Below are 21068 nucleotides of genomic sequence, written 5' to 3'. Positions count from 1 at the left end.
TCCTTATTTTTGCACCACGATGTTTTCCTGCGAAGGATCAACGTGCTGCATCTGCAGCTTTTCGGTGGCGATCCGCTCAACGCGGCTGTGATCGCCAAGGGCGTTCTCTTCCAGAATTAAATTGCGCCATTCAATGTCCAGCGCATCACGCTCCAGCACCAGTTGCTCTCGCTGGGCGGTTAACAGGCGCGTTTTGTGCGTAGTGGTCACCACCAATACGGCAGAAACCAGTACGGCTATCAGCAACAGCAGGGGAATTTTGCCTTTGCGCAAAATGTCCCCGGCGATAACGCCGGGTAAGCTGTGCCGTTCGTTGCCGATCATGCGTCAGTTCTCTCCGCGATGCGTAAAACGGAACTGCGTGCACGAGGGTTCTCTTTCACCTCAACGTCACCCGGTACCATTTTTCCCAGTAGCTTTAACTGACGGCCACCCAGCGCATTGAGCTGCTGTTCGGTCATAGGGAGTCCATGTGGCACCTGCGGACCCCGACTCTGATCGCGCATAAAACGTTTTACCAGTCGGTCTTCCAGCGAATGGAAGCTGATAACGGATAAACGCCCTTGTGGGGCAAGTACCTCAACCGCACCTTTCAACGCGATATCAATCTCTTCCAGTTCGCTGTTAATCCAGATCCTGATCGCCTGGAAGCTGCGCGTGGCCGGATGTTTAAACTTATCTTTTATCGGTGTGGCTGCGGCAATTACCGCAGCCAGCTCTTTCGTGCGCGTCATCGGTTCTTCACGATTACGTTCGACGATGGCGCGGGCAATGCGTTTCGCAAAACGCTCTTCACCGTAAGTTTTCAGCACAAACGCAATATCCGCTTCTTCTGCCTGCAATAACCATTCGGCGGCAGAGTGACCCCGCGTGGGGTCCATGCGCATATCCAGTGGTCCGTCACGCATGAATGAAAAGCCTCGTTCGGCATCATCCAGTTGGGGGGACGAAACCCCCAGATCCAGCAATATGCCGTCGATACGGCCAACCAGTTCCCGCTCGGCCATGTACTCTGCCAGTGCGGAAAAAGGACCATGAACAATCGAAAAACGTGGGTCCTTTATCTCAGCCGCTGCGGCGATAGCTTGCGGGTCACGGTCAATGGCGATGAGCTTTCCGCCAGCGCCAAGCTGCGCCAGAATTAAGCGCGAGTGGCCGCCACGACCAAAGGTGCCGTCGATGTAGATGCCGTCTTCCTTGATGTTGAGGCCATTAACCGCCTCATCCAACAGCACGGTGGTGTGTTTGTAATTTTCCTGCATAGCTATAGCGATAAATCCTGCAACCGCTCAGATAAAGGCTCCTGAGCTGACTGTTCTGCGTCAATATCTTCCCTGACTTGTTGATACCAGGTCTGTTCATCCCACAGTTCAAACTTGTTGAACTGCCCAACCAGCATCACTTCTTTGCTTAAATTTGCATGCTGACGAAGCGTATTCGCCAACAACAAGCGGCCTGCATTGTCCATCTGACATTCACTGGCATGTCCCAGCAGCAAGCGCTGTACCCGGCGCTCCAGAGGATTCATGCTGGAAAGACTCGCCAGCTTCTTCTCAATGATTTCCCATGCGGGCAAGGTGTAGAGCAACAGGCATGGCTGGTGGAGGTCGATGGTACAAACCATCTGCCCCTGTGATTCCTCGCTCAGCAAATTGCGATAGCGCGTTGGTACCGCCAGGCGTCCTTTGCTGTCGAGATTGACTAACGTTGCTCCACGGAACATGCCAGCCTCACCCCTCAATTACCCATTTGCACCACTTTATCCCACTTTTTACCACAAAACGAGTTTAAGGATCGTAGGAAATCATTGTCAAGCCGGAGCGGCAGTTGAATATGACTATTTACCAAGGCGGGAATTAACACTGAGAGGGTTTCAAAACGCCAAAAGATGATTAATCAAAATTAAACTAATGAATAACTGAATAAAAAAATCTGACGCAAAAAAGAGTGGCTTAAAATTACACGTTTATTCAGGTTGAATAGCGTTGAGCCGTTTTGAGACAGGGGACGCATTTTAGGGGATTTCTTAAGGGATGCACAGCCACATAGCGACAAACAGCGTTTAAAACAGGCGCTAAGTTGTAAGTAAACAAGAATAGTCCGTTAACTTAATTTGTGAGCATGAATGAATAACGCTTACGCTTTTTTACTTTAAGAAGAAAGAGTTTAAAAACAGCATGTAATAGACAGGGCAGACTTATTGCTGCCCTTAATTTAATTAGAAATTCTGCTTAATTGTCCACGACGCAATAAATTACGACGAATTCGGGTTAAACCGGGTTTGGGTTTTCTGGGTTCATCCAAAGAGGCTAAAACTAATTCCAGCACCCGTTCGGCGACGTCACGATGACGCTGGCCAACAGACAATACCGGACATTCAAGAAAGTCCAACAGCTCGTGATCGCCAAAGGTGGCAATGGCGAGATCGGCTGGCAAGCGCCCGTTACGTTTCAGCGTGACATCCATGACGCCCTGCAGCAGACCAAAAGAGGTCGTGAAAAGCGCATCTGGCATGGGGTGATTCTCCAGATAAGTTTCAAACAACGCAGCAGAGGCCGTGCGTTCAAAACTATTACAGTAAATGTAATCAATCGGGCGCTCATCATCTTTCCAGGCCTCTCTGAAGCCCAATTCACGCAGGAAACTGACGGAGAGTTCAGGTAACGCGCCCATAAACAGCACGTTATTAATTTTGAGCTGACGCAATTCAGCCGCCAGCGTAAAGGCATCATCCTGGTCGGCGCCGACAACGCTGGTGAAGTGCTCACGATCCAGCGCACGGTCCAGCGCGATGATCGGTAATGGGTTATTGATCCAGCGTTGATAAAAAGGATGCTCGGGTGGAAGCGACGTCGATACGATAATCGCATCGACCTGGCGTTGCAGCAGATGCTCGATACAGCGCATCTCGTTATCAGGCTGATCTTCAGAACAGGCGATCAGCAACTGATAGCCACGCTGGCGAGCCTGACGTTCAAGGTAGTTAGCAATGCGCGTGTAACTGGTATTTTCTAAATCGGGGATGACCAATCCAATCGATCGCGTGCGTCCGGCGCGCAGCCCTGCCGCTACCGCATTGGGATGGTAATTATGCTCGCGCACCACCGCCATGACTTTCTCAACGGTTTTGTCGCTGACACGATACTGCCGTGCTTTCCCATTTATAACGTAACTGGCCGTGGTGCGCGATACACCCGCCAGACGCGCAATTTCATCCAGTTTCACTGTAACCCCACCATTAAACAGGCTTAAGCTGATTGTTAACCCGCAGATAAGCTATGGACATCCTTTTTAGCACATCTAACAGCAGAAAAGTGCGCGTAGCAACCGCTTTTCTGATGGTCGTCAATCTTGCGCATTAAAAAGAAAAAACCCGGCATTTCGCCGGGTTACAAACATTGCTGATGGTAACGGAGCGTGATTAACGCATAATGCGCTCACCACGAGACACGCCCACGATTCCTGAGCGAGCCACTTCGACAATTTCAGCGACTTCACGAACGGTGCTTAAAAAGGCATCCAGCTTGTCGCTGGTACCTGCCAGCTGAACCGTGTAAAGCGATGGCGTGACGTCAATAATCTGCCCACGGAAGATTTCAGCGCTACGCTTCACCTCTTCGCGGCCATAACCCGTCGCCTGAATTTTCACCAGCATAATTTCACGTTCGACATACGCGCCCTGCCCTAACTCGGTCACGCGCAGTACGTCGACCAGTTTGTGGAGCTGCTTCTCGATCTGCTCCAGCACTTTCTGGTCGCCGACGGTCTGAATGGTCATGCGTGACAGCGTGGGATCATCCGTCGGTGCGACGGTCAGGCTCTCAATGTTATAGCCGCGTTGTGAAAACAGCCCCACTACGCGAGACAATGCGCCGGATTCGTTTTCCAGCAAAACTGATAAAATGCGACGCATAATTAAGTCCTCTCCGTTTTGCTCAACCACATCTCGTCCATGCTGCCACCGCGAATCTGCATCGGGTAAACATGCTCACTGCCGTCAACGTTGACGTCTACAAAGACCAGCCGCCCTGTGGCCAGGGTTTCCAGCGCCAGCGCCAGCTTTTCTTCCAGCTCTGCAGGATGATCAATGGCAATACCCACGTGACCATAGGCTTCAGCCAGGCGAACAAAATCAGGCAGCGATTCCATATAAGACTGAGAATGGCGACCGGAATAAATCATGTCCTGCCACTGTTTCACCATGCCCAGGAAACGGTTGTTCAGATTCAGCACCAACACCGGCAAATCGTACTGCAGCGCGGTCGAGAGCTCCTGAATATTCATCTGAATACTGCCATCACCGGTTACACAGATAACCGTCTCGTCAGGCAGGGCCATTTTAACGCCCAGCGCGGCAGGCAGGCCAAAGCCCATGGTGCCGAGGCCACCGGAGTTAATCCAGCGACGCGGTTTATCGAAGGTGTAATAAAGGGCGGCGAACATCTGATGCTGTCCCACGTCCGAAGTGACGTAGGCATCCCCGTTCGTCAGGCGACAAATGGTTTCGATAACCGCCTGGGGTTTGATTTTGTCACTGGTGCGATCGAACGCCAGGCACTGGCGACTGCGCCAGGTTTCAATCGACTGCCACCAGTCACGCAGGCTGTCGAATGGCTGCTTTGCCTCACTCTGATCCAACAGTTCCAGCATTTGCTGTAAGGTCTGTTTGGCATCTCCGACAATTGGGATATCTGCCGCTACCGTTTTTGAAATGGAGGTCGGGTCGATATCAATATGCATCACGGTGGCATTGGGACAATATTTAGCCAGATTGTTGGTGGTGCGGTCATCAAAACGTACGCCAACCCCGAAGATCAAATCGGCGTTATGCATGGTCATGTTCGCTTCGTAGGTTCCATGCATGCCCAGCATGCCGACACACTGGCGATGACTGCCGGGAAACGCGCCCAGCCCCATCAGTGAGGTGGTGACCGGAATATTCAGACGTTCGGCCAACTGCAGCAGTTCCGCTTCGCAAGAGGACGTGATGGCACCGCCGCCGGCATAGATAACGGGCTTATGCGCCGCCAGCAAGGTTTGCAAGGCGCGTTTAATCTGGCCTTTGTGCCCCTGAATCGTGGGGTTATAAGAGCGCATACTCACGTCCTGCGGATAATGGTAAGGCAGCTTATTCGCAGGATTAAGGATATCTTTTGGCAGATCGATGACCACCGGCCCAGGACGACCCGTAGAGGCCAGCCAGAAGGCTTTTTTCAGCACCATCGGGATCTCTTCGGTATTTTTCACCAGGAAACTGTGTTTCACCACCGGACGAGAAATACCGACCATGTCACATTCCTGGAAGGCATCATAGCCAATCAGAGACGAAGGAACCTGACCTGACAGAATGACCAACGGAATAGAATCCATATAGGCCGTCGCTATGCCGGTAATCGCATTGGTTGCGCCCGGCCCCGACGTTACCAGCACCACGCCCACTTCACCGGTTGCGCGCGCCAGACCATCTGCCATATGCACCGCGCCCTGCTCGTGACGAACCAGAACGTGATCTATCCCACCTACGGTTTGCAGCGCATCATAAATATCCAGCACTGCGCCACCCGGATAGCCGAATACCTGCTTAACGCCCTGATCGATTAACGACCGGACGACCATTTCGGCTCCTGACAACATCTCCATTTTCTGCCTCCCGGCTTGAGGAACTGAATCTACTGACGACTGCTTTCCCGCTAGCCACATGCATCCAGCCCTGTTTTCGCCAATTAAGATCAAAACCTTATGTTTTTGCTAAGACAGCAGAACTCATTTCTGCTGTCCAGATACAGAGAATTCTGCTGGGTTATTTTTTCTAAGAGTAGGTCGATTACCATAACCGCAGAAAAACGGGCTGGCAAACGCCAAACGCCTTTTATTAAAGGAGGCAGGATACAAAGCCTCTGCTCGCCAACTTTGGCTTACGATTATTAAACTAAATACGCCAGTTAATAGCAGAGGAAAATGCTGGTAATGGTATTTTTTGCAGTCGTATCTAAGAAATAAAAAAAACAGATGACAGACCGGTTCAGCCAGCCGTCTTTCAGCCGGGCCTTTTTACGGCGTAACGCTCTTATAAAGTCTTCAGGCGCGATGGATTATGCTGCCTTTCATCACACCCTCGTGGATAAAATGATATAACGTCTTTAATTTATCATTATAATTCATTGAATTAGCACACAACCATCGACCAGCAGGCTAACGTCAGCGGCAATAAGCGTGACGCGAAGTGTCTCTCTCGTTTAATACTCTGCGAGGGCCGAAAATGGCAGAACATTTTTCTTTGCCGCTGCAAAAAATAACCCTTTGCTTATGGTTGACATCGATGGGTGATTCCAGTACCAATAGATGCAGCAAAAAATTCACGAGGTTTGAAACATGTCACGTTCTTTTCGTCTATCAGGTCTACTACTAAACGCAACTTATGTGCGCGGTAGACTTGTGGGCGAAATCAAACACTGATTCGAACCTGCTAAAAGTTAAAAACCCGCGCCTGTCGCGGGTTTTTTTATGCTCGTTGCAAGGCAAGAAACGCAAAAGGATGAACACGATGAGCCAGCAAGTTATTATTTTCGATACCACTCTGCGCGATGGTGAACAGGCATTACAGGCCAGCCTGAGTGTGAAAGAAAAACTGCAAATTGCATTAGCGCTGGAACGTATGGGCGTTGATGTGATGGAAGTCGGTTTCCCTGTGTCTTCACCAGGTGATTTTGAATCCGTGCAAACCATTGCGCGCACCATCAAAAACAGCCGGGTTTGCGGTCTGGCTCGCTGTGTTGAACAGGATATTGATGCCGCTTACGAGTCGTTGCGCGTCGCCGAAGCGTTCCGTATCCATACCTTTATCGCGACGTCACCAATGCATATTGCCACGAAGCTGCGCAGCACCCTGCCTGAGGTGATCGAACGCGCCGTCCGTATGGTGAAGCGCGCCCGTAACTATACGGATGATGTCGAGTTTTCCTGCGAAGACGGTGGCCGTACCCCAATTGACGACCTGTGCCGTATGGTTGAAGCCGCGATTAACGCCGGTGCGACCACCATTAACATCCCGGACACCGTCGGCTACACCTTGCCGAACGAATACGCCAACATCATTAGCCAGTTGATTCAACGCGTACCAAACATTGATAAAGCGATCCTGTCTGTCCATACGCATGATGATTTGGGCATGGCAACGGGCAATGCGATTGCTGCGGTTCAGGCTGGAGCCCGTCAGGTCGAAGGCACGTTGAACGGATTAGGTGAACGCGCCGGTAACTGTGCGCTGGAAGAAGTGATCATGGCGATCAAAACCCGCCAGCAGATCATGAATGTTCATACCAATATTCATCATCAGGAAATTTACCGTACCAGCCAGATGATTAGCCAGATCTGCAATATGCCAATTCCGGCCAACAAAGCGGTGGTCGGTTCTAACGCCTTTGCCCACTCTTCCGGTATTCATCAGGACGGTGTCATCAAAAATCGTGAAAACTATGAAATCCTGACACCTGAATCCATCGGCCTGCACAAAATTCAGCTTAATCTGACATCCCGCTCCGGCCGCGCAGCGGTAAAACATCGTATGGAAGAGATGGGCTACACAGAAAGCGAATACAACCTGGATTCCCTGTATGACGCTTTCCTGAAACTGGCGGACAAGAAAGGTCAGGTATTTGATTACGATCTGGAAGCGCTGGCTTTCATTAATAAACAAAACGAAGAGCCTGAATTTTTCCAACTGAATGATTTCAATGTGCAGTCAGGCTCCAGCATTACGGCCACCGCGTCGGTGAATCTGGGCTGCGGCGAACAAACGAAATCAGAAGCGGCGACCGGTAACGGTCCGGTTGATGCGGTTTATCAGGCGATTAACCGTATTACCCAGTTCAATGCAGAACTGGTTAATTACAAGCTGACGGCAAAAGGTCATGGCGAGAATGCGCTGGGTCAGGTTGATATCGTGGTGAGCTACAACAATCGTAAGTTCCACGGCGTCGGTCTGGCGACAGATATTGTCGAATCTTCTGCAAAAGCGATGGTGAACGCACTAAACAACATCTGGCGAGCCAAACAGGTCGAGAAAGAGTTACAGCGCAAGTCTAAAGATCAGAAGGAAACGGTGTAATCATGTCAAACTCTTCACATATCGCAGTACTGGCGGGCGACGGAATTGGCCCGGAAGTGATGGCCCAGGCTATCAAAGTATTGGATGCGGTTCGTCAGCGTTTTAATTTGCGTATTACCACCAGTGAATACGATGTCGGCGGTATCGCCATCGATCGTCATGGCGAACCTTTGCCACCGGCTACCGTTGCAGGTTGTGAGCAGGCTAACGCGATTCTGTTTGGATCGGTAGGCGGCCCTAAGTGGGAGCACTTACCGCCAGCCTCTCAGCCTGAGCGCGGCGCGCTGCTGCCGTTACGCAAACACTTTAAGCTGTTCAGCAACCTGCGTCCTGCGGCGCTGTACAGTGGTCTGGAAGCCTTTTGCCCACTGCGCAGCGATATCGCTGCCCGCGGTTTCGATATTCTCTGCGTACGTGAGCTGACCGGTGGAATTTATTTTGGTCAGCCGAAAGGACGCGAAGGCAGCGGCCCACACGAGCGGGCTTTTGATACTGAAGTTTATCATCGCTTTGAAATCGAACGCATTGCGCGCCAGGCTTTTGAATCGGCTCGTAAGCGTCGCAACAAAGTCACCTCGGTCGATAAAGCTAACGTGCTGCAAACGTCCGTGATGTGGCGCGAAATCGTGAACGAAATCGCGAAAGATTACCCAGATGTACAGCTGAGCCACATGTACATTGATAACGCCACCATGCAGTTGATTAAAGATCCCTCTCAGTTCGACGTGCTGCTGTGTTCCAACCTGTTTGGCGACATTTTGTCAGACGAGTGCGCGATGATCACCGGCTCGATGGGCATGTTGCCTTCAGCCAGCCTGAGCGAAGACGGTTTTGGCCTGTATGAACCGGCTGGCGGCTCAGCGCCTGATATCGCAGGTCAGAACATTGCGAATCCCATTGCCCAGATCCTGTCTCTGTCGCTGCTGCTGCGCTACAGCCTGAATGCCGATGACGCCGCTGCCTGCATCGAGCGCGCCATTAGCCGGGCCTTAGCGGAAGGCTATCGCACTAAAGATTTAGCGGGTGACGGCCATGCGATCAGCACAGATGAGATGGGCAGCATCATTGCCCGCTTTATCGCCGAGGAAAAATAATAAAATGAAAACCTTATACCAGAAGTTATTTGATGCACATGTCGTTCACGAAGCACCGAATGAAACACCCTTGCTCTATATTGACCGCCATCTGATTCATGAGGTGACCTCACCACAGGCTTTTGATGGCTTGCGAGCACACGGTCGTAAAGTTCGTCAGCCGTCGAAGACGTTTGCCACCATGGATCACAACGTGTCCACCCAGACCAAGGACATCAATGCTTCGGGTGAGATGGCGCGCATCCAGATGCAGGAACTGATGAAGAACTGTGCCGAATTTGGCGTGCAGCTGTATGACCTGGATCACCCGTTCCAGGGCATCGTGCATGTTATTGGCCCAGAGCAAGGCATGACTTTACCCGGCATGACGATTGTCTGCGGCGACTCGCACACGGCGACCCACGGTGCCTTTGGTTCACTGGCATTCGGTATCGGTACGTCAGAGGTGGAACATGTTTTTGCCACGCAAACCCTGAAGCAGGGCCGTGCCAAAACCATGAAGATTGAAGTGACAGGCACCGTCGCGCCGGGCATTACGGCAAAAGATATTGTGCTGGCGATTATTGGTAAAACCGGCAGCGCCGGCGGTACCGGTCACGTGGTTGAATTCTGTGGTTCCGCGATTGAAGCGCTGAGCATGGAAGGCCGCATGACACTGTGTAATATGGCGATTGAAATGGGTGCGAAAGCCGGTCTGGTTGCGCCGGATGACACAACATTCAGTTATCTGAAAGGCCGCCAGTTCTCCCCTGAAGGCGAAAAGTGGGAGCAGGCCGTTGCATACTGGCGCACGCTGAAGAGCGATCCCGAGGCTAAATTTGATCGCGTCGTTACGCTGCATGCGGAAGAGATTGCACCGCAGGTGACATGGGGAACCAACCCCGGCCAGGTGATCGCGGTTGATGCCAACATCCCTGATCCCGCATCATTTGCCGATCCGGTAGAGCGAGCCTCCGCTGAAAAAGCACTGGCTTACATGAACCTGCAACCCGGCATCAAACTGACCGACGTCAGCATTGATAAAGTCTTTATTGGCTCCTGCACTAACTCGCGCATTGAAGATCTGCGCGCCGCCGCCGCGATTGCCAAAGGGCGTAAAGTCGCGCCAGGTGTACAGGCACTTGTGGTACCCGGCTCTGGCCCGGTTAAGGCTCAGGCTGAAGCAGAAGGATTGGATAAAATTTTTATTGAGGCCGGTTTTGAGTGGCGCCTGCCTGGCTGCTCCATGTGTCTGGCAATGAACAATGACCGCCTGAACCCCGGCGAGCGCTGTGCATCCACCAGTAACCGTAACTTCGAAGGTCGCCAGGGCCGTGGCGGACGCACGCATTTAGTCAGCCCGGCAATGGCCGCCGCTGCCGCCATTAATGGCCATTTTGCCGACATTCGCAGCCTGACATAAGGAAACCATCATGGCAGAAAAATTCACTCAACATACTGGTCTGGTGGTTCCTTTGGATGCCGCTAACGTCGACACCGATGCCATCATTCCGAAGCAGTTTCTGCAGAAAGTGACCCGCGTGGGCTTCGGTGCCCATCTGTTCAATGACTGGCGTTTTCTGGACGATCACGGTTTAGAGCCCAATCCGGACTTCGTACTCAACTTTCCTGAGTATAAAGGTGCCTCGATTCTGCTTACGCGCGAGAACTTTGGTTGCGGTTCATCTCGTGAACATGCCCCCTGGGCGCTGACCGATTACGGTTTCAAAGTCGTGATTGCCCCCAGCTTTGCCGATATTTTTTATGGTAACAGCTTCAACAACCAGCTGCTGCCAGTGACGTTGAGCGACGAGCAGGTGGAAGCGTTATTCACGCTGGTGAAAGCCAATCCGGGGATCAGGTTTGAAGTGGACCTGGAATCCCAGGTCGTGAAAGCTGGCGACCAGTCTTACAGCTTTAAGATTGATGACTTCCGTCGCCATTGCATGCTGAACGGGCTGGACAGTATCGGCCTGACGCTGCAGCACGAAAGCGCGATCTCGGCTTACGAAAACAACCAGCCGGCCTTTATGCGTTAACTGGTACACCTCTTAATCAGCCCGCTCTGCTCTGCAGTCCGGGCTTTTTTTTTAACGAAAACTGCGCTAAAACAATTAATCGCAATTTATTTTCTTGCAGAAATCGCGTTATTTATTCACCGATGACGTTTATATTTTGACTCGCATCATCTTCTCCTCACTTTTTCCTCTCTGTTATCACAAGAAGTAAATCGTTTGCTATTTTAATTAACATCAATGCCCTTCTTTTGTTATTTGATAGTTAATCCCATAGAACCTGCCTATAGCTTCTGAAAAAAAAACCATTATTTCCGTAAATTCCCCCTCGCTATCATCGCCGCAGAGAAAATTCAACGCAAAGCACATCGGGATCGTCTCAGCCTGCCTGTCAGATCTTTTGTGGAGACAATGTATGCACGCTTACCCTCACCTGTTTACCCCGTTAACAATCAACGGGATGACATTAAAAAACCGTATCATCATGCCGCCAATGGGCACCAATCTGGCCAGTCTGAATGGCGAAGTCTCTCAGGAACAGCTTGATTACTATTCACTTAGAGCAAAGGGTGGCACCGGGCTCATTACGATTGAGAATATTTGTGTGGATTTCCCATTTGCGTCGAACGGCACCACACAACTACGCATCGATAATGACCAGTATATTCCCGGTTTATACAAACTCACCGAGACGTTGCATAAACACGGAGCCTGTGTCGCCATCCAGTTAAATCATGCAGGTGCATCAGCTTATACCTATCGCCTCAATGGGGAGATGCCCATTTCAGCCTCCGCGGTACCGTCAAAAAAGAAGGGGACTATTCCACGTCCGATGACGCATGAGGAAATATATCGGGCGGTTGACAAATTTGGTGACGCTGCAGAACGCGTCAGACGCGCCAATTTTGACTGCGTAGAGATTCATGCCGGGCACTCTTATTTAATTAGTCAGTTTTTATCGCCACTGTTCAATCAGCGCAATGACGAATTTGGCGGAAGTATCGAGAACCGGTCACGCTTTTTAACCCTGATTGTCGACAAAGTTCGGGCCTGCGTTGGACCGACGTTTCCCATCAGTCTGCGTATCAGCGCGGATGATTTTTTACAGGGCGGTAACACGCTCGCGGATTCGCTGCGCATCCTTGAATACTGTCAGGAAAAAGTCGACATCATCAATGTGTCGGCGGCGCAGAATGACAACCTGTTTTTACAAATAGACCAAATGTCTCAAGAGGATGGCTGGAAACGCTATCTGTCACGTGCCGTTCGCGACAAATTTAATAAACCCACCGTTGTCGCTGGCAATATTCGCACGCCTCAGCTTGCTGAAGACATTCTTGCCCAGGGTGACGCCGACCTCATTGCCATTGGTCGCGGGCTGATTGCCGAACCAGACTGGGTGCAAAAGGTACAGAGTGGGCATGAAGAGATGATGCGTAAGTGCATCTCCTGCAACATCGGGTGCGCCGACCATCGCATTGCCCGCTCGCTTCCCCTTCGCTGCTCAATTAACCCCGATATTATCCATGGTGATGCTTATAAAAAGCGGCGGGTAAATCGTCCAACGCGTGTCGTCGTCATCGGGGCTGGGACCGCAGGTATCGAAGCCGCCTGCACGGCCGCCGAGGTGGGATGCAAGACATGGCTGCTCGAAGCCAAAGACCATATCGGAGGCCTGGCTGTCGAGATTGCACGGTTGCCCGAAAAAAAACGTATTGCCGATTTTCCGCAATTCCTGAACAACCGTATTGCCCGGCTGGAGAATTTGCAATTGCAGCTGGGGCAACACATTCAGCCCGACTCCCTCGAAGTGCTGCGTCCCGACTTAATTGTGAATGCCACGGGCTCTGTCCCCCTGCTGCCGCCAATTGCAGGGTTACATGAGACGATCGACCGCCCCGGCAGCGGGGTGTTCACGATTACTGGCATGATTCAACACCTGAATAGCTTTAGCGATCTGCAAGGCAAGCGTATTGCCGTGGTCGGCGGCGGTGCCGTTGGACTCGATGTTGTTGAGTATTTTGCCAGCCGAGGCGCTGAAGCTGTACTGATTGAAATGCAGCATTCACCAGGACGCGACCTCGACATCATCACAAAGAGAGCCATGTTAGCTCTGCTTGAACAACATCAGGTAGAACAACATATGGACACGCAACTCGTTGAAGTCCAACCCGATCGCTTCCGCGTTAAAAACGCCCACCGCACCTTCGACATCACCTTTGACTACGGCTTTATCTGTCTGGGGATGCGTCCTAACCGCACCGGTTTCGAGGCCATAGAGCACTGGGCCACCGCCAACCAGATCAAAATAATGAACATCGGCGACAGCCTGAAAGCGCGGCGAATTATTGATGGTGTACGCGAAGGACGCAACGTACTGGATGCCCTTGAAGAGATTGGCGCACTGGGTAACCGCGAAGCGACAAGCATTCCACTTTTAACTTACTGAGGACACTATCATGGCAGAACGTATTACCGGGCATACCGAGCTGATTGGGCTAATAGCCACCCCTATTCGCCACAGTATGTCGCCAACCATGCACAACGAAGCCTTCGCGCATCTTGGGCTGGACTATGCTTACCTGGCTTTTGAGGTCGGCACTGAGGAACTGAAGGAGGTGGTGCAAGGTTTTCGTGCACTGAAGCTGCGCGGATGCAATGTTTCCATGCCCAATAAAACGGAGGTTTGTCGTTATCTGGATAAGCTGTCTCCCGCTGCGCAGCTTGTTGGCGCGGTGAACACCATCGTGAATGATAATGGCGTGCTAACCGGGCACATCACTGATGGTACAGGTTACATGCGCGCCCTCGCTGAAGAGCGCATAGATATCCTGGGCAAAAAGATGACTGTTCTGGGCGCTGGCGGTGCGGCAACGGCCATTTGCGTTCAGGCCGCGCTGGATGGGGTAAAGGCGATCTCGGTATTTAACCAACGCGATAAGTTCTTTGCCAATGCGCAGGAAACCGTGGCGAAAATTCGTGCCCATACTGACTGTGAGATTCAGCTTTTTGATCTCGACGACCATGACCGTTTACGCGCTGAGATTAACGACAGCGTTATTCTCACCAATGCGACCGGCGTGGGCATGAAACCGTTTGAAGGACAGATGTTGCTCCCCGACGACAGCTTCCTGCGTCCTGAGCTCATTGTCTCGGATGTTGTATATATCCCACGTAAAACACATCTGCTTGAGATCGCAGAGAAAAAAGGCTGCCGTATTATTAATGGTCTCGGCATGATGCTGTGGCAAGGCGCAAGCGCGTTTGAAATCTGGACAGGAAAACCGATGCCTGTTGATCACCTCAAAAAAATCCTTTTTTGAGGATGACAGAGATGAAAAACAAATATATTCCCACCGCCGCTGGGCTGTATCTCAATTATCTCATTCATGGCATGGGCGTGCTGGTCATCACTCTCAATATGGCTAACCTGCAGGTGCAATGGAACACCGATGCGGCGGGCGTATCGATTGTGATTTCCTCACTGGGCATTGGCAAACTGATTACCATCATTACCGGTTTTCTGTCGGATCGTTTTGGCCGCAAGCCTTTTGTCTTTTTGGGCATCATGAGTTACGTGGCGTTTTTCATCGGTATTCTGTTTACCCGAGATATTTATACGGCTTATATCTTTGGCGTGCTGGCAGGTATGGCAAACAGTTTCCTTGATTCAGCCACCTATCCGACGCTGATGGAGGCTTTCCCGGACTCGGCCAGCCGCGCTAACGTGCTGATTAAAGCGTTTGTCTCCGCCGGGCAATTTTTATTGCCGTTTATCATTAGTCTGCTTATCTGGGCGGATTTGTGGTTTGGTTGGTCATTCGTGCTGGCAGCAGCCTTAATGATGATGAGCGGAATCTACCTGATCAAGATGCCGTTTCCCGATCATCGGGTACAGAACATCGCGGAAGGATCAGCCACGGTGGCAACCCCACCGCGTAGTCGTCTGTATCAGTTGGATATGGTTGTGTTCACCTTATACGGCTATATCAGTATGGCGACCTTTTATCTGGTGAGCCAATGGTTGGCACAGTATGGGCAGTTTGTCGCTGGTATGTCCTATACCGCATCGGTGAAATTACTCAGTATCTACACGGCAGGATCGCTGACCTGCGTATTCGTCACGGCGGTCATGGTGAAAAAAGTGTTGAGCTCAGCCATTGCGATGATCATTTACACTTTCTTGTCGGCCCTCTCAGTGCTGATCGTCTGCCTCTATCCGACGCCACAAATGGTTACTGGTTTTGCATTCGTCTTTGGGTTTGCGGCCGCAGGCGGCGTTATGCAACTGGGGGCAACGATCATGGCGATGAGTTTTCCCCATGCGAAAGGCTTTGCGACAGGGGTCTTTTACACCGCCGGCAGTCTGGCCAGTTTTACCATCCCTTTATTTACAGCACATCTTTCACGAATCAGTATCGCCAGCATCATGTGGTTTGATCTGATTATTGCGGTGGCAGGTTTTATCCTTGCGCTTTATATCGGTTCCCGCCAGCTTCAATTTCATTGTGCGGAAAAACGCAGCCAAACTGCCTCAGCAAGCCGTTGAACAGTTAAAACAGGAATGACTATGACTCAAACGGTTAGGGTTAAAAACATCATATTCCAACAGGGACAAACGCTGCTATGTGTGCCCTTGACAGGCCGTACTCGCGCTGACCTTCAGGCCGGAGCGCAGTTACTGGCCACAGCAAAGGCAGACATTATTGAATGGCGCGTCGACCACTTCATCGATGGGAAAGACGTGAGTGAAGTCTTACTGGCGCTGGCCGACATTCGTCAGCAACTGGGAGAAACACCGCTGATCTTCACCTTCCGCAGTAAAAAAGAAGGCGGCGAGGCGGAAATCAGTGATGACGAATACTTCGCGCTCAACCGTGCAGCCGCCTTAAGCGGACTGGCTGATGTGATTGATATTGAGTTGTTTAATGATGAGTCACGCATCCGTTCGCTGGTAAGCGAGGCCCATAACGTCGGTGTTAAGGTCATTATGAGTAATCATGATTTCCACCAAACACCGGCGAAGGAAGAGATCATTTACCGGCTGCGCCGCATGCAGGATTTAGGTGCAGACCTGCCGAAGATCGCCGTAATGCCTCAGACACCACAGGATGTGCTGACGCTGCTGTCTGCCACCCTGTTAATGAAAGAGTGCTACGCAACGCGGCCGCTTATCACTATGTCGATGGGAAAAATGGGCGGTGTCAGTCGGGTAACCGGACGCCTGTTCGGTTCAGCAATGACTTTTGGCACCCTGGGCCAGTCCTCAGCACCAGGGCAAATCGCTGTTACACAGTTGCGGGAGATGATGGAGACGCTTTCCTAGATGCTGACATGCCCAAAGCCGTGCTTTGGGCATGTTTCTGGGCGACCTGGCTGTTCGCGATAATAAAGTTTTTTAGCCTAAGCACAGCGGGTGAAAGCTTTTTGGTTTTAATCGTCGCCAGACAAATATAACGGGGTGGGAGCGAATTTTTGATCGTCAGGATATGAATATTGTAGTACGCGAGTGCCGCAATCCTTGGCATGATGGCGATACCATAACCGATACTGACCAATCCGGCCATTGCCAAATCCTCTTCCACATAGCAGGCAATGTCCGGTGACAGCTTTTGCTGTTGAAAGATTCCATCAATAAATGGACGTAGCCCACTACTTTCTGAAAAATAGACATAGGGATAACGGATGGTCTCTGCTAAATCAACTTCACTGTCGTATAAACGCGCTAACGGATGATCTTTCGCCGCCACCACCACTAATTCTTGTTCAATCACCGGGATAAATTCAATATCAGGATCGTCGCCAATGCGAGAACAAATGACCATATCAACCCTATCCGCTTTTAGTGACTGCAACAACACAACTGACGTTCCCTGTTTAAAAGAGAATGTCACATCGTTATGACACAAGTGTTGGGAATACTTGTTGATAATTTGCGGAACAACATATTCCCCCATAGTATAGATAAACGCAATCCGGATATTTTCCCGGCACAGAAATTGATTATTTTTTAGCACCTCCTTGCCATTTTCCAATGCTGAAAGTGCCGTCTCAACATAGGGTAAAAAGCATTTACCACTTTCGCTAATCCTCACATTTCTGCCCTGACGGGAAAAGAGTGATACGCCTAACTCCTTTTCTAACTCTGCGATAGCATGACTCAACGATGGCTGGGTGATAAAAAGGCTGGATGCTGCTTCTGTGTAATGCTCAGTTTCTGACAGGCGTTTAAAATAATAAAGTTGCTTCAGGTTCATGGCATTTGCCTTTAAATAAAAAGTAAATCATCTATCCCTACTTTATCATCGTCAAAAGAACTAATTATGTACTCAGGTCAAAATTAATGGCACTAAAAAAATGCTATAAACAAGCAAAAAAGATTAGCAATGTCAGACTATTTTTTAATGTAAAAAAAACATCAAAAAATAGTTTAAACTTCAGGAATACACCATGAAAAAGTCATACCAAGAGGAACAGACTGGCAGGTACATGCAGAAAAAGAAACCCACGAAAGTCAGAATGGTTATTCTGCTATTAATATCCATTGGTACAATGATTAACTATCTTGATCGCACAATCCTGGGCATCGTTGCGCCAAAAATCACCAGTGAACTTGACATCGATCCTGCCATGATGGGCGTTGCCTTTTCTGCTTTCGCCTGGACGTATACGTTGGCACAAATCCCCGGTGGGATGTTTTTAGATCGCTTTGGTAACAAACTGACCTATGCGCTTTCTATTATGTTTTGGTCGATTTTCACCCTACTGCAAACCTTTACTTTTGGACTCAAATCATTGATCTTACTGAGGCTGGGACTGGGGCTAAGCGAAGCTCCGTGTTTTCCGGTCAATAGCCGCGTAGTAGCAAAATGGTTTCCTCGTCATGAACGTGCTCGCGCCACCGCAACCTATTCTGTCGGGGAATATATTGGCCTGGCGGCATTTTCGCCCTTACTCTATATCATTCTGGAGCATCATAGCTGGCGCAGCCTTTTTTTTGATCACCGGCGGGGCCGGTATTATTTTCACGTTTATTTGGTGGCGTTTTTATCATGAACCTGAAGTATCAAAAAAAGCCAACAAGGAAGAAATTGAATATATTCTCAACAATGAACCTATCGAAAAAATCAAAAACACGCCTTTTAACTGGCCCGATGCTAAACGTTTAATATGCTGTCGGCAAATCATCGGTGCCAGCCTCGGACAATTCGCTGGAAATACGACACTGGTCTTTTTCCTGACATGGTTCCCCACCTATTTAGCGAAAGAACGGCAACTTGAATGGCTTCAGGTGGGTTTTTTCTCAGTGTGGCCGTTTATGGCTGCCGCAGTAGGCGTTTTCTTTGGCGGTTGGCTGTCTGATAAATTATTAAGTAAAACGGGCTCTATTAATCTGAGCCGAAAACTCCCAGTCATTAGCGGCTTAATTCTTTCCGGCATGATCATTGCTGCTAACTGGATGAGTTCAGATAGCGCCGTGATCATTATTATGTCCATTGCCTTTTTTGGTCAAGGTATGGTCGGATTGGGCTGGACAATTATCGCGGATATTGCGCCTGCTTCAATGGCAGGTCTCACTGGCGGTATATTTAATTTTTGCGCCAATATGGCCTCGATTTTGGCACCCCTGATTATTGGCATTATTATTTCAATGACGAGCAGCTTTTTTTATGCGTTAGTGTATATCGGCATTACGGCGGTTATTGGCTTAGTCGCCTATACCTTTATCATAGGCGATATTAAGCGGATTGTTCTTTAAAGTACCGTTCCCCAGGCACTGTTATTCCGGGGGAACGCGCGTATTAAACGTCTTTAACTTTTCTGATCATCACCAGCGTCAGCACAGCAATCGCGGCAATTACCCAGTACACGCTGCCGTGACCAAAATGTTCAACCAGCATGCCCTGAAATAACCCCGCCAGGATGATGCCGGTCGAAATGCTGTTGGTAAACAGGGTTGTGGCCGCTCCAGCCCGTCCGGGCATCAGATCCTGAAACCACAACATCCCGATGCCTGCGACTACGCCGATAAACAGGGCGTTAAACACCTGCAGGATCAGCAATGCCAGATGGCTGTGAAACAGAATCAGTCCGCTGTAAAACACCACGGCTGAGGCAACCGCTGCCACCATCATATTGCGTTTGCCCAAGCGTTTGGCATAGAAGCCCGCCAGGATCATGACCGGGATTTCCAGCCCGGCGGCCGTGCCCATTAAGAGACCGGCAAGGTTTTCGGGCAAGCCCAAATCATTGCTGATCCACAGCGGCATGTCGATGATGTACATGGTGTTGCAGGTCCACATCAGGGTCGATGCAGCAAACAGGACGCGCACGTCACGAATACGCCAGCCGCTCAGAGGAATACCGCCCGACTGCATCAGGGAAGCGGTGCGCGGCACCGAGGGCACCGTGAACCAGACCAGCAGAAAACAGATAAAAAACAGCCCGGCCGCCACGCTGAACAGCGTCACGAAACCAAAATTCAACGCCAGCGCAAACGACAAAGGTGGCCCAATCACCCATGCCAGCGACACCTGCGCACGCATAATGGAGCTGAACATCACCACTTCGCGCGAAGCACTGTCGGCATATTCTCGCGCCAGCGCAAAGAGCTGTGGCATGGCGACATTCGCCAGCGATGAGAGCAGCACACCTAAGGTTATCAGCGTCAGATAATGGCGGGTAAACGCGAACAGTATGGCGTTTGCCAGGGCAAGGACGCAGCATAGTAAGATGATATTACGTCGATCGCCGACGCTGTCGGAGCGCTTTGCGATCATCATGCTCACCACAATGCCTGCAATGGCATTGATGGTAAAAAACAGTCCTACCCACAGCGGCGGCACCTGCACTTCCCGTGATAAAAACAGGCTTAGCGTGGGTGCCTGCAAAGCACCGGCAATACCGAGGATAAATGCGGTTACCATAAAGGCAAAAAAGACAGGATTAAAGCGTTTGAAGAGCGAGAACAACGATTTCATGCCAGGTCCCTTACAGGATGAAAGTGATAAACAGGTTGCATGACTGATGGGCGTCAGCCCTTCATTTTGCCTGATTATACTCAACGTAAAATAACAAACGGATGATGCTCATAGCCTACTGCATGTCAGGTTATACCGCGCGTGTTGCCGCTTTCTTATGGCCTTCTGCCTGCGAAACCTTTCGTACCTGGTGGCGCGGCTCAGGCTGCCCGGATAAGGTTTTTAGTAGGTAATCATCAACAAAATTGCCTCGCGTTTCATCGCCAGTACACTGTTTTATGACTGCCACCTTCACGACGAGAACGAGACATGATTACTTTCAGGCCGCTAACCGCTGACGAATTCGCTGCGTTTACAGTTTATTTCATTGCTGATTATGCCGCAGAGATAGTCAGCAATGACCGCATTTCACAAGAGGATGCGCTGCGACAGGCTCGTCAGACTATCCTGTCCAGCTTCCCTGACGGCGAAAAAACGACCGGGCACGTTATTTTGTCTATCACTGACACCAGTAAGGATAACGCACAACCTGTCGGTTACCTGTGGTACAAACCGGACCTGACGTTTAGATCCGTCTTTATCAATGACTTTTACCTGTTCCCGGCCTTCCGCGGACAAGGCCTCGGCCGGGCGTCCATGGCGGCGTTAGAAAAGCGGCTCATTGAGCAGGGTTTCACGCAAATCAGGCTGCGCGTCGCGGCAGATAACCCCTCTGCACGTCAGCTTTACGACACCGCCGGTTTTCAGGTGACGGGCATCAATATGAATAAGGTGCTGACGCCCGTCTCCGGTAAAGAACCGTTACCCTAAGCGAAAAAAGCCAGCAGAATAACGCTGCTGGCGAAATGGTAACACACGACTCAGAAGGGACAGACATCGCTGCCAGTCCATG

General features: G+C 50.6%; 18 protein-coding genes and 1 pseudogene. 11 read left to right on the top strand and 8 right to left on the bottom strand.

Annotated features, from left to right (window positions below; genetic code table 11):
- Positions 1–3 precede the first annotated feature (3 nt).
- From ftsL to ilvI, 6 genes are all read right to left on the bottom strand, one after another.
- Positions 4–324: a cell division protein FtsL gene (gene ftsL, locus A6A26_RS08895; RefSeq protein ID WP_013024606.1), complete on the bottom strand. Its 321-nt coding sequence runs from the start codon at positions 322–324 to the stop codon at positions 4–6.
- On the bottom strand, positions 321–1262 hold the full coding sequence (rsmH, locus tag A6A26_RS08890; protein ID WP_063878398.1) for a 16S rRNA (cytosine(1402)-N(4))-methyltransferase RsmH: 942 nt from the start codon (positions 1260–1262) through the stop codon (positions 321–323). The genes ftsL and rsmH overlap by 4 nt, the downstream gene beginning before the upstream one ends.
- 2 nt (positions 1263–1264) lie before the next feature.
- On the bottom strand, positions 1265–1723 hold the full coding sequence (mraZ, locus tag A6A26_RS08885) for a division/cell wall cluster transcriptional repressor MraZ (protein WP_063878397.1): 459 nt from the start codon (positions 1721–1723) through the stop codon (positions 1265–1267).
- Between the two features lie 491 nt (positions 1724–2214).
- Positions 2215–3225 carry a catabolite repressor/activator gene (cra, locus tag A6A26_RS08880; protein ID WP_063878396.1) on the bottom strand — a complete coding sequence of 337 codons (1011 nt, stop codon included), beginning with the start codon at positions 3223–3225 and terminating at the stop codon, positions 2215–2217.
- Between the two features lie 196 nt (positions 3226–3421).
- Positions 3422–3913: an acetolactate synthase small subunit gene (gene ilvN / locus A6A26_RS08875; RefSeq protein WP_006117664.1), complete on the bottom strand. Its 492-nt coding sequence runs from the start codon at positions 3911–3913 to the stop codon at positions 3422–3424.
- Positions 3914–3915: 2 nt separating this feature from the next.
- Entirely contained in the window at positions 3916–5640 is a 1725-nt protein-coding gene (gene ilvI / locus A6A26_RS08870; RefSeq protein WP_063878395.1) for an acetolactate synthase 3 large subunit, read from the bottom strand.
- A 732-nt stretch (positions 5641–6372) separates the two neighbouring features.
- Between ilvI and leuL the strand changes: the two genes are divergently transcribed.
- The 9 genes from leuL to aroD all read left to right on the top strand — a co-directional run bounded on the left by leuL (position 6373) and on the right by aroD (position 16521).
- Positions 6373–6456, top strand: coding sequence for a leu operon leader peptide (gene leuL / locus A6A26_RS26260; RefSeq protein WP_109716544.1), 84 nt, complete (start codon positions 6373–6375; stop codon positions 6454–6456).
- Positions 6457–6544: 88 nt separating this feature from the next.
- The gene (gene leuA, locus A6A26_RS08865; RefSeq protein ID WP_063878394.1) at positions 6545–8107 is read left to right on the top strand and encodes a 2-isopropylmalate synthase; all 1563 of its coding nucleotides are present in this window, start codon (positions 6545–6547) and stop codon (positions 8105–8107) included.
- 2 nt (positions 8108–8109) lie between these two features.
- Positions 8110–9201, top strand: a complete 1092-nt coding sequence (leuB, locus tag A6A26_RS08860) for a 3-isopropylmalate dehydrogenase (protein ID WP_063878393.1) — start codon at positions 8110–8112, stop codon at positions 9199–9201.
- A gap of 4 nt (positions 9202–9205) precedes the next feature.
- A complete protein-coding gene (gene leuC, locus A6A26_RS08855; RefSeq protein WP_063878392.1) occupies positions 9206–10603 on the top strand; it encodes a 3-isopropylmalate dehydratase large subunit in 1398 nt (465 codons plus the stop codon).
- 10 nt (positions 10604–10613) lie between these two features.
- Positions 10614–11219 carry a 3-isopropylmalate dehydratase small subunit gene (gene leuD, locus A6A26_RS08850; protein ID WP_063878391.1) on the top strand — a complete coding sequence of 202 codons (606 nt, stop codon included), beginning with the start codon at positions 10614–10616 and terminating at the stop codon, positions 11217–11219.
- Positions 11220–11610: 391 nt separating this feature from the next.
- Positions 11611–13644, top strand: coding sequence for an NAD(P)/FAD-dependent oxidoreductase (locus A6A26_RS08845; RefSeq protein WP_063878390.1), 2034 nt, complete (start codon positions 11611–11613; stop codon positions 13642–13644).
- A 10-nt stretch (positions 13645–13654) separates the two neighbouring features.
- Positions 13655–14518, top strand: coding sequence for a shikimate dehydrogenase (locus A6A26_RS08840; protein ID WP_063878389.1), 864 nt, complete (start codon positions 13655–13657; stop codon positions 14516–14518).
- Positions 14519–14529: 11 nt separating this feature from the next.
- Positions 14530–15744, top strand: coding sequence for an MFS transporter (locus A6A26_RS08835; RefSeq protein ID WP_063878388.1), 1215 nt, complete (start codon positions 14530–14532; stop codon positions 15742–15744).
- Positions 15745–15765: 21 nt separating this feature from the next.
- Positions 15766–16521: a type I 3-dehydroquinate dehydratase gene (aroD, locus tag A6A26_RS08830; protein ID WP_063878387.1), complete on the top strand. Its 756-nt coding sequence runs from the start codon at positions 15766–15768 to the stop codon at positions 16519–16521.
- Here the strand turns inward: aroD and A6A26_RS08825 are convergent.
- Positions 16484–17452: a LysR family transcriptional regulator gene (locus A6A26_RS08825; protein WP_063878386.1), complete on the bottom strand. Its 969-nt coding sequence runs from the start codon at positions 17450–17452 to the stop codon at positions 16484–16486. The genes aroD and A6A26_RS08825 overlap by 38 nt on opposite strands.
- Before the next feature lie 193 nt (positions 17453–17645).
- Between A6A26_RS08825 and A6A26_RS08820 the strand changes: the two are divergent.
- Positions 17646–18954: pseudogene (locus A6A26_RS08820) on the top strand (MFS transporter).
- 43 nt (positions 18955–18997) lie between these two features.
- Here the strand turns inward: A6A26_RS08820 and A6A26_RS08815 are convergent.
- Entirely contained in the window at positions 18998–20176 is a 1179-nt protein-coding gene (locus A6A26_RS08815; RefSeq protein WP_063878385.1) for an MFS transporter, read from the bottom strand.
- 309 nt (positions 20177–20485) lie between these two features.
- Here A6A26_RS08815 and A6A26_RS08810 point away from each other — a divergent pair, with 309 nt between their 5' ends.
- Positions 20486–20986: a GNAT family N-acetyltransferase gene (locus A6A26_RS08810; protein WP_063878384.1), complete on the top strand. Its 501-nt coding sequence runs from the start codon at positions 20486–20488 to the stop codon at positions 20984–20986.
- Positions 20987–21068 lie beyond the last annotated feature (82 nt).

This window comes from Pantoea sp. OXWO6B1, assembly GCF_001641135.1.
GTDB classification, from domain to species: domain Bacteria; phylum Pseudomonadota; class Gammaproteobacteria; order Enterobacterales; family Enterobacteriaceae; genus Pantoea; species Pantoea allii.
This window is presented reverse-complemented; position numbering and strand designations above follow the sequence as displayed.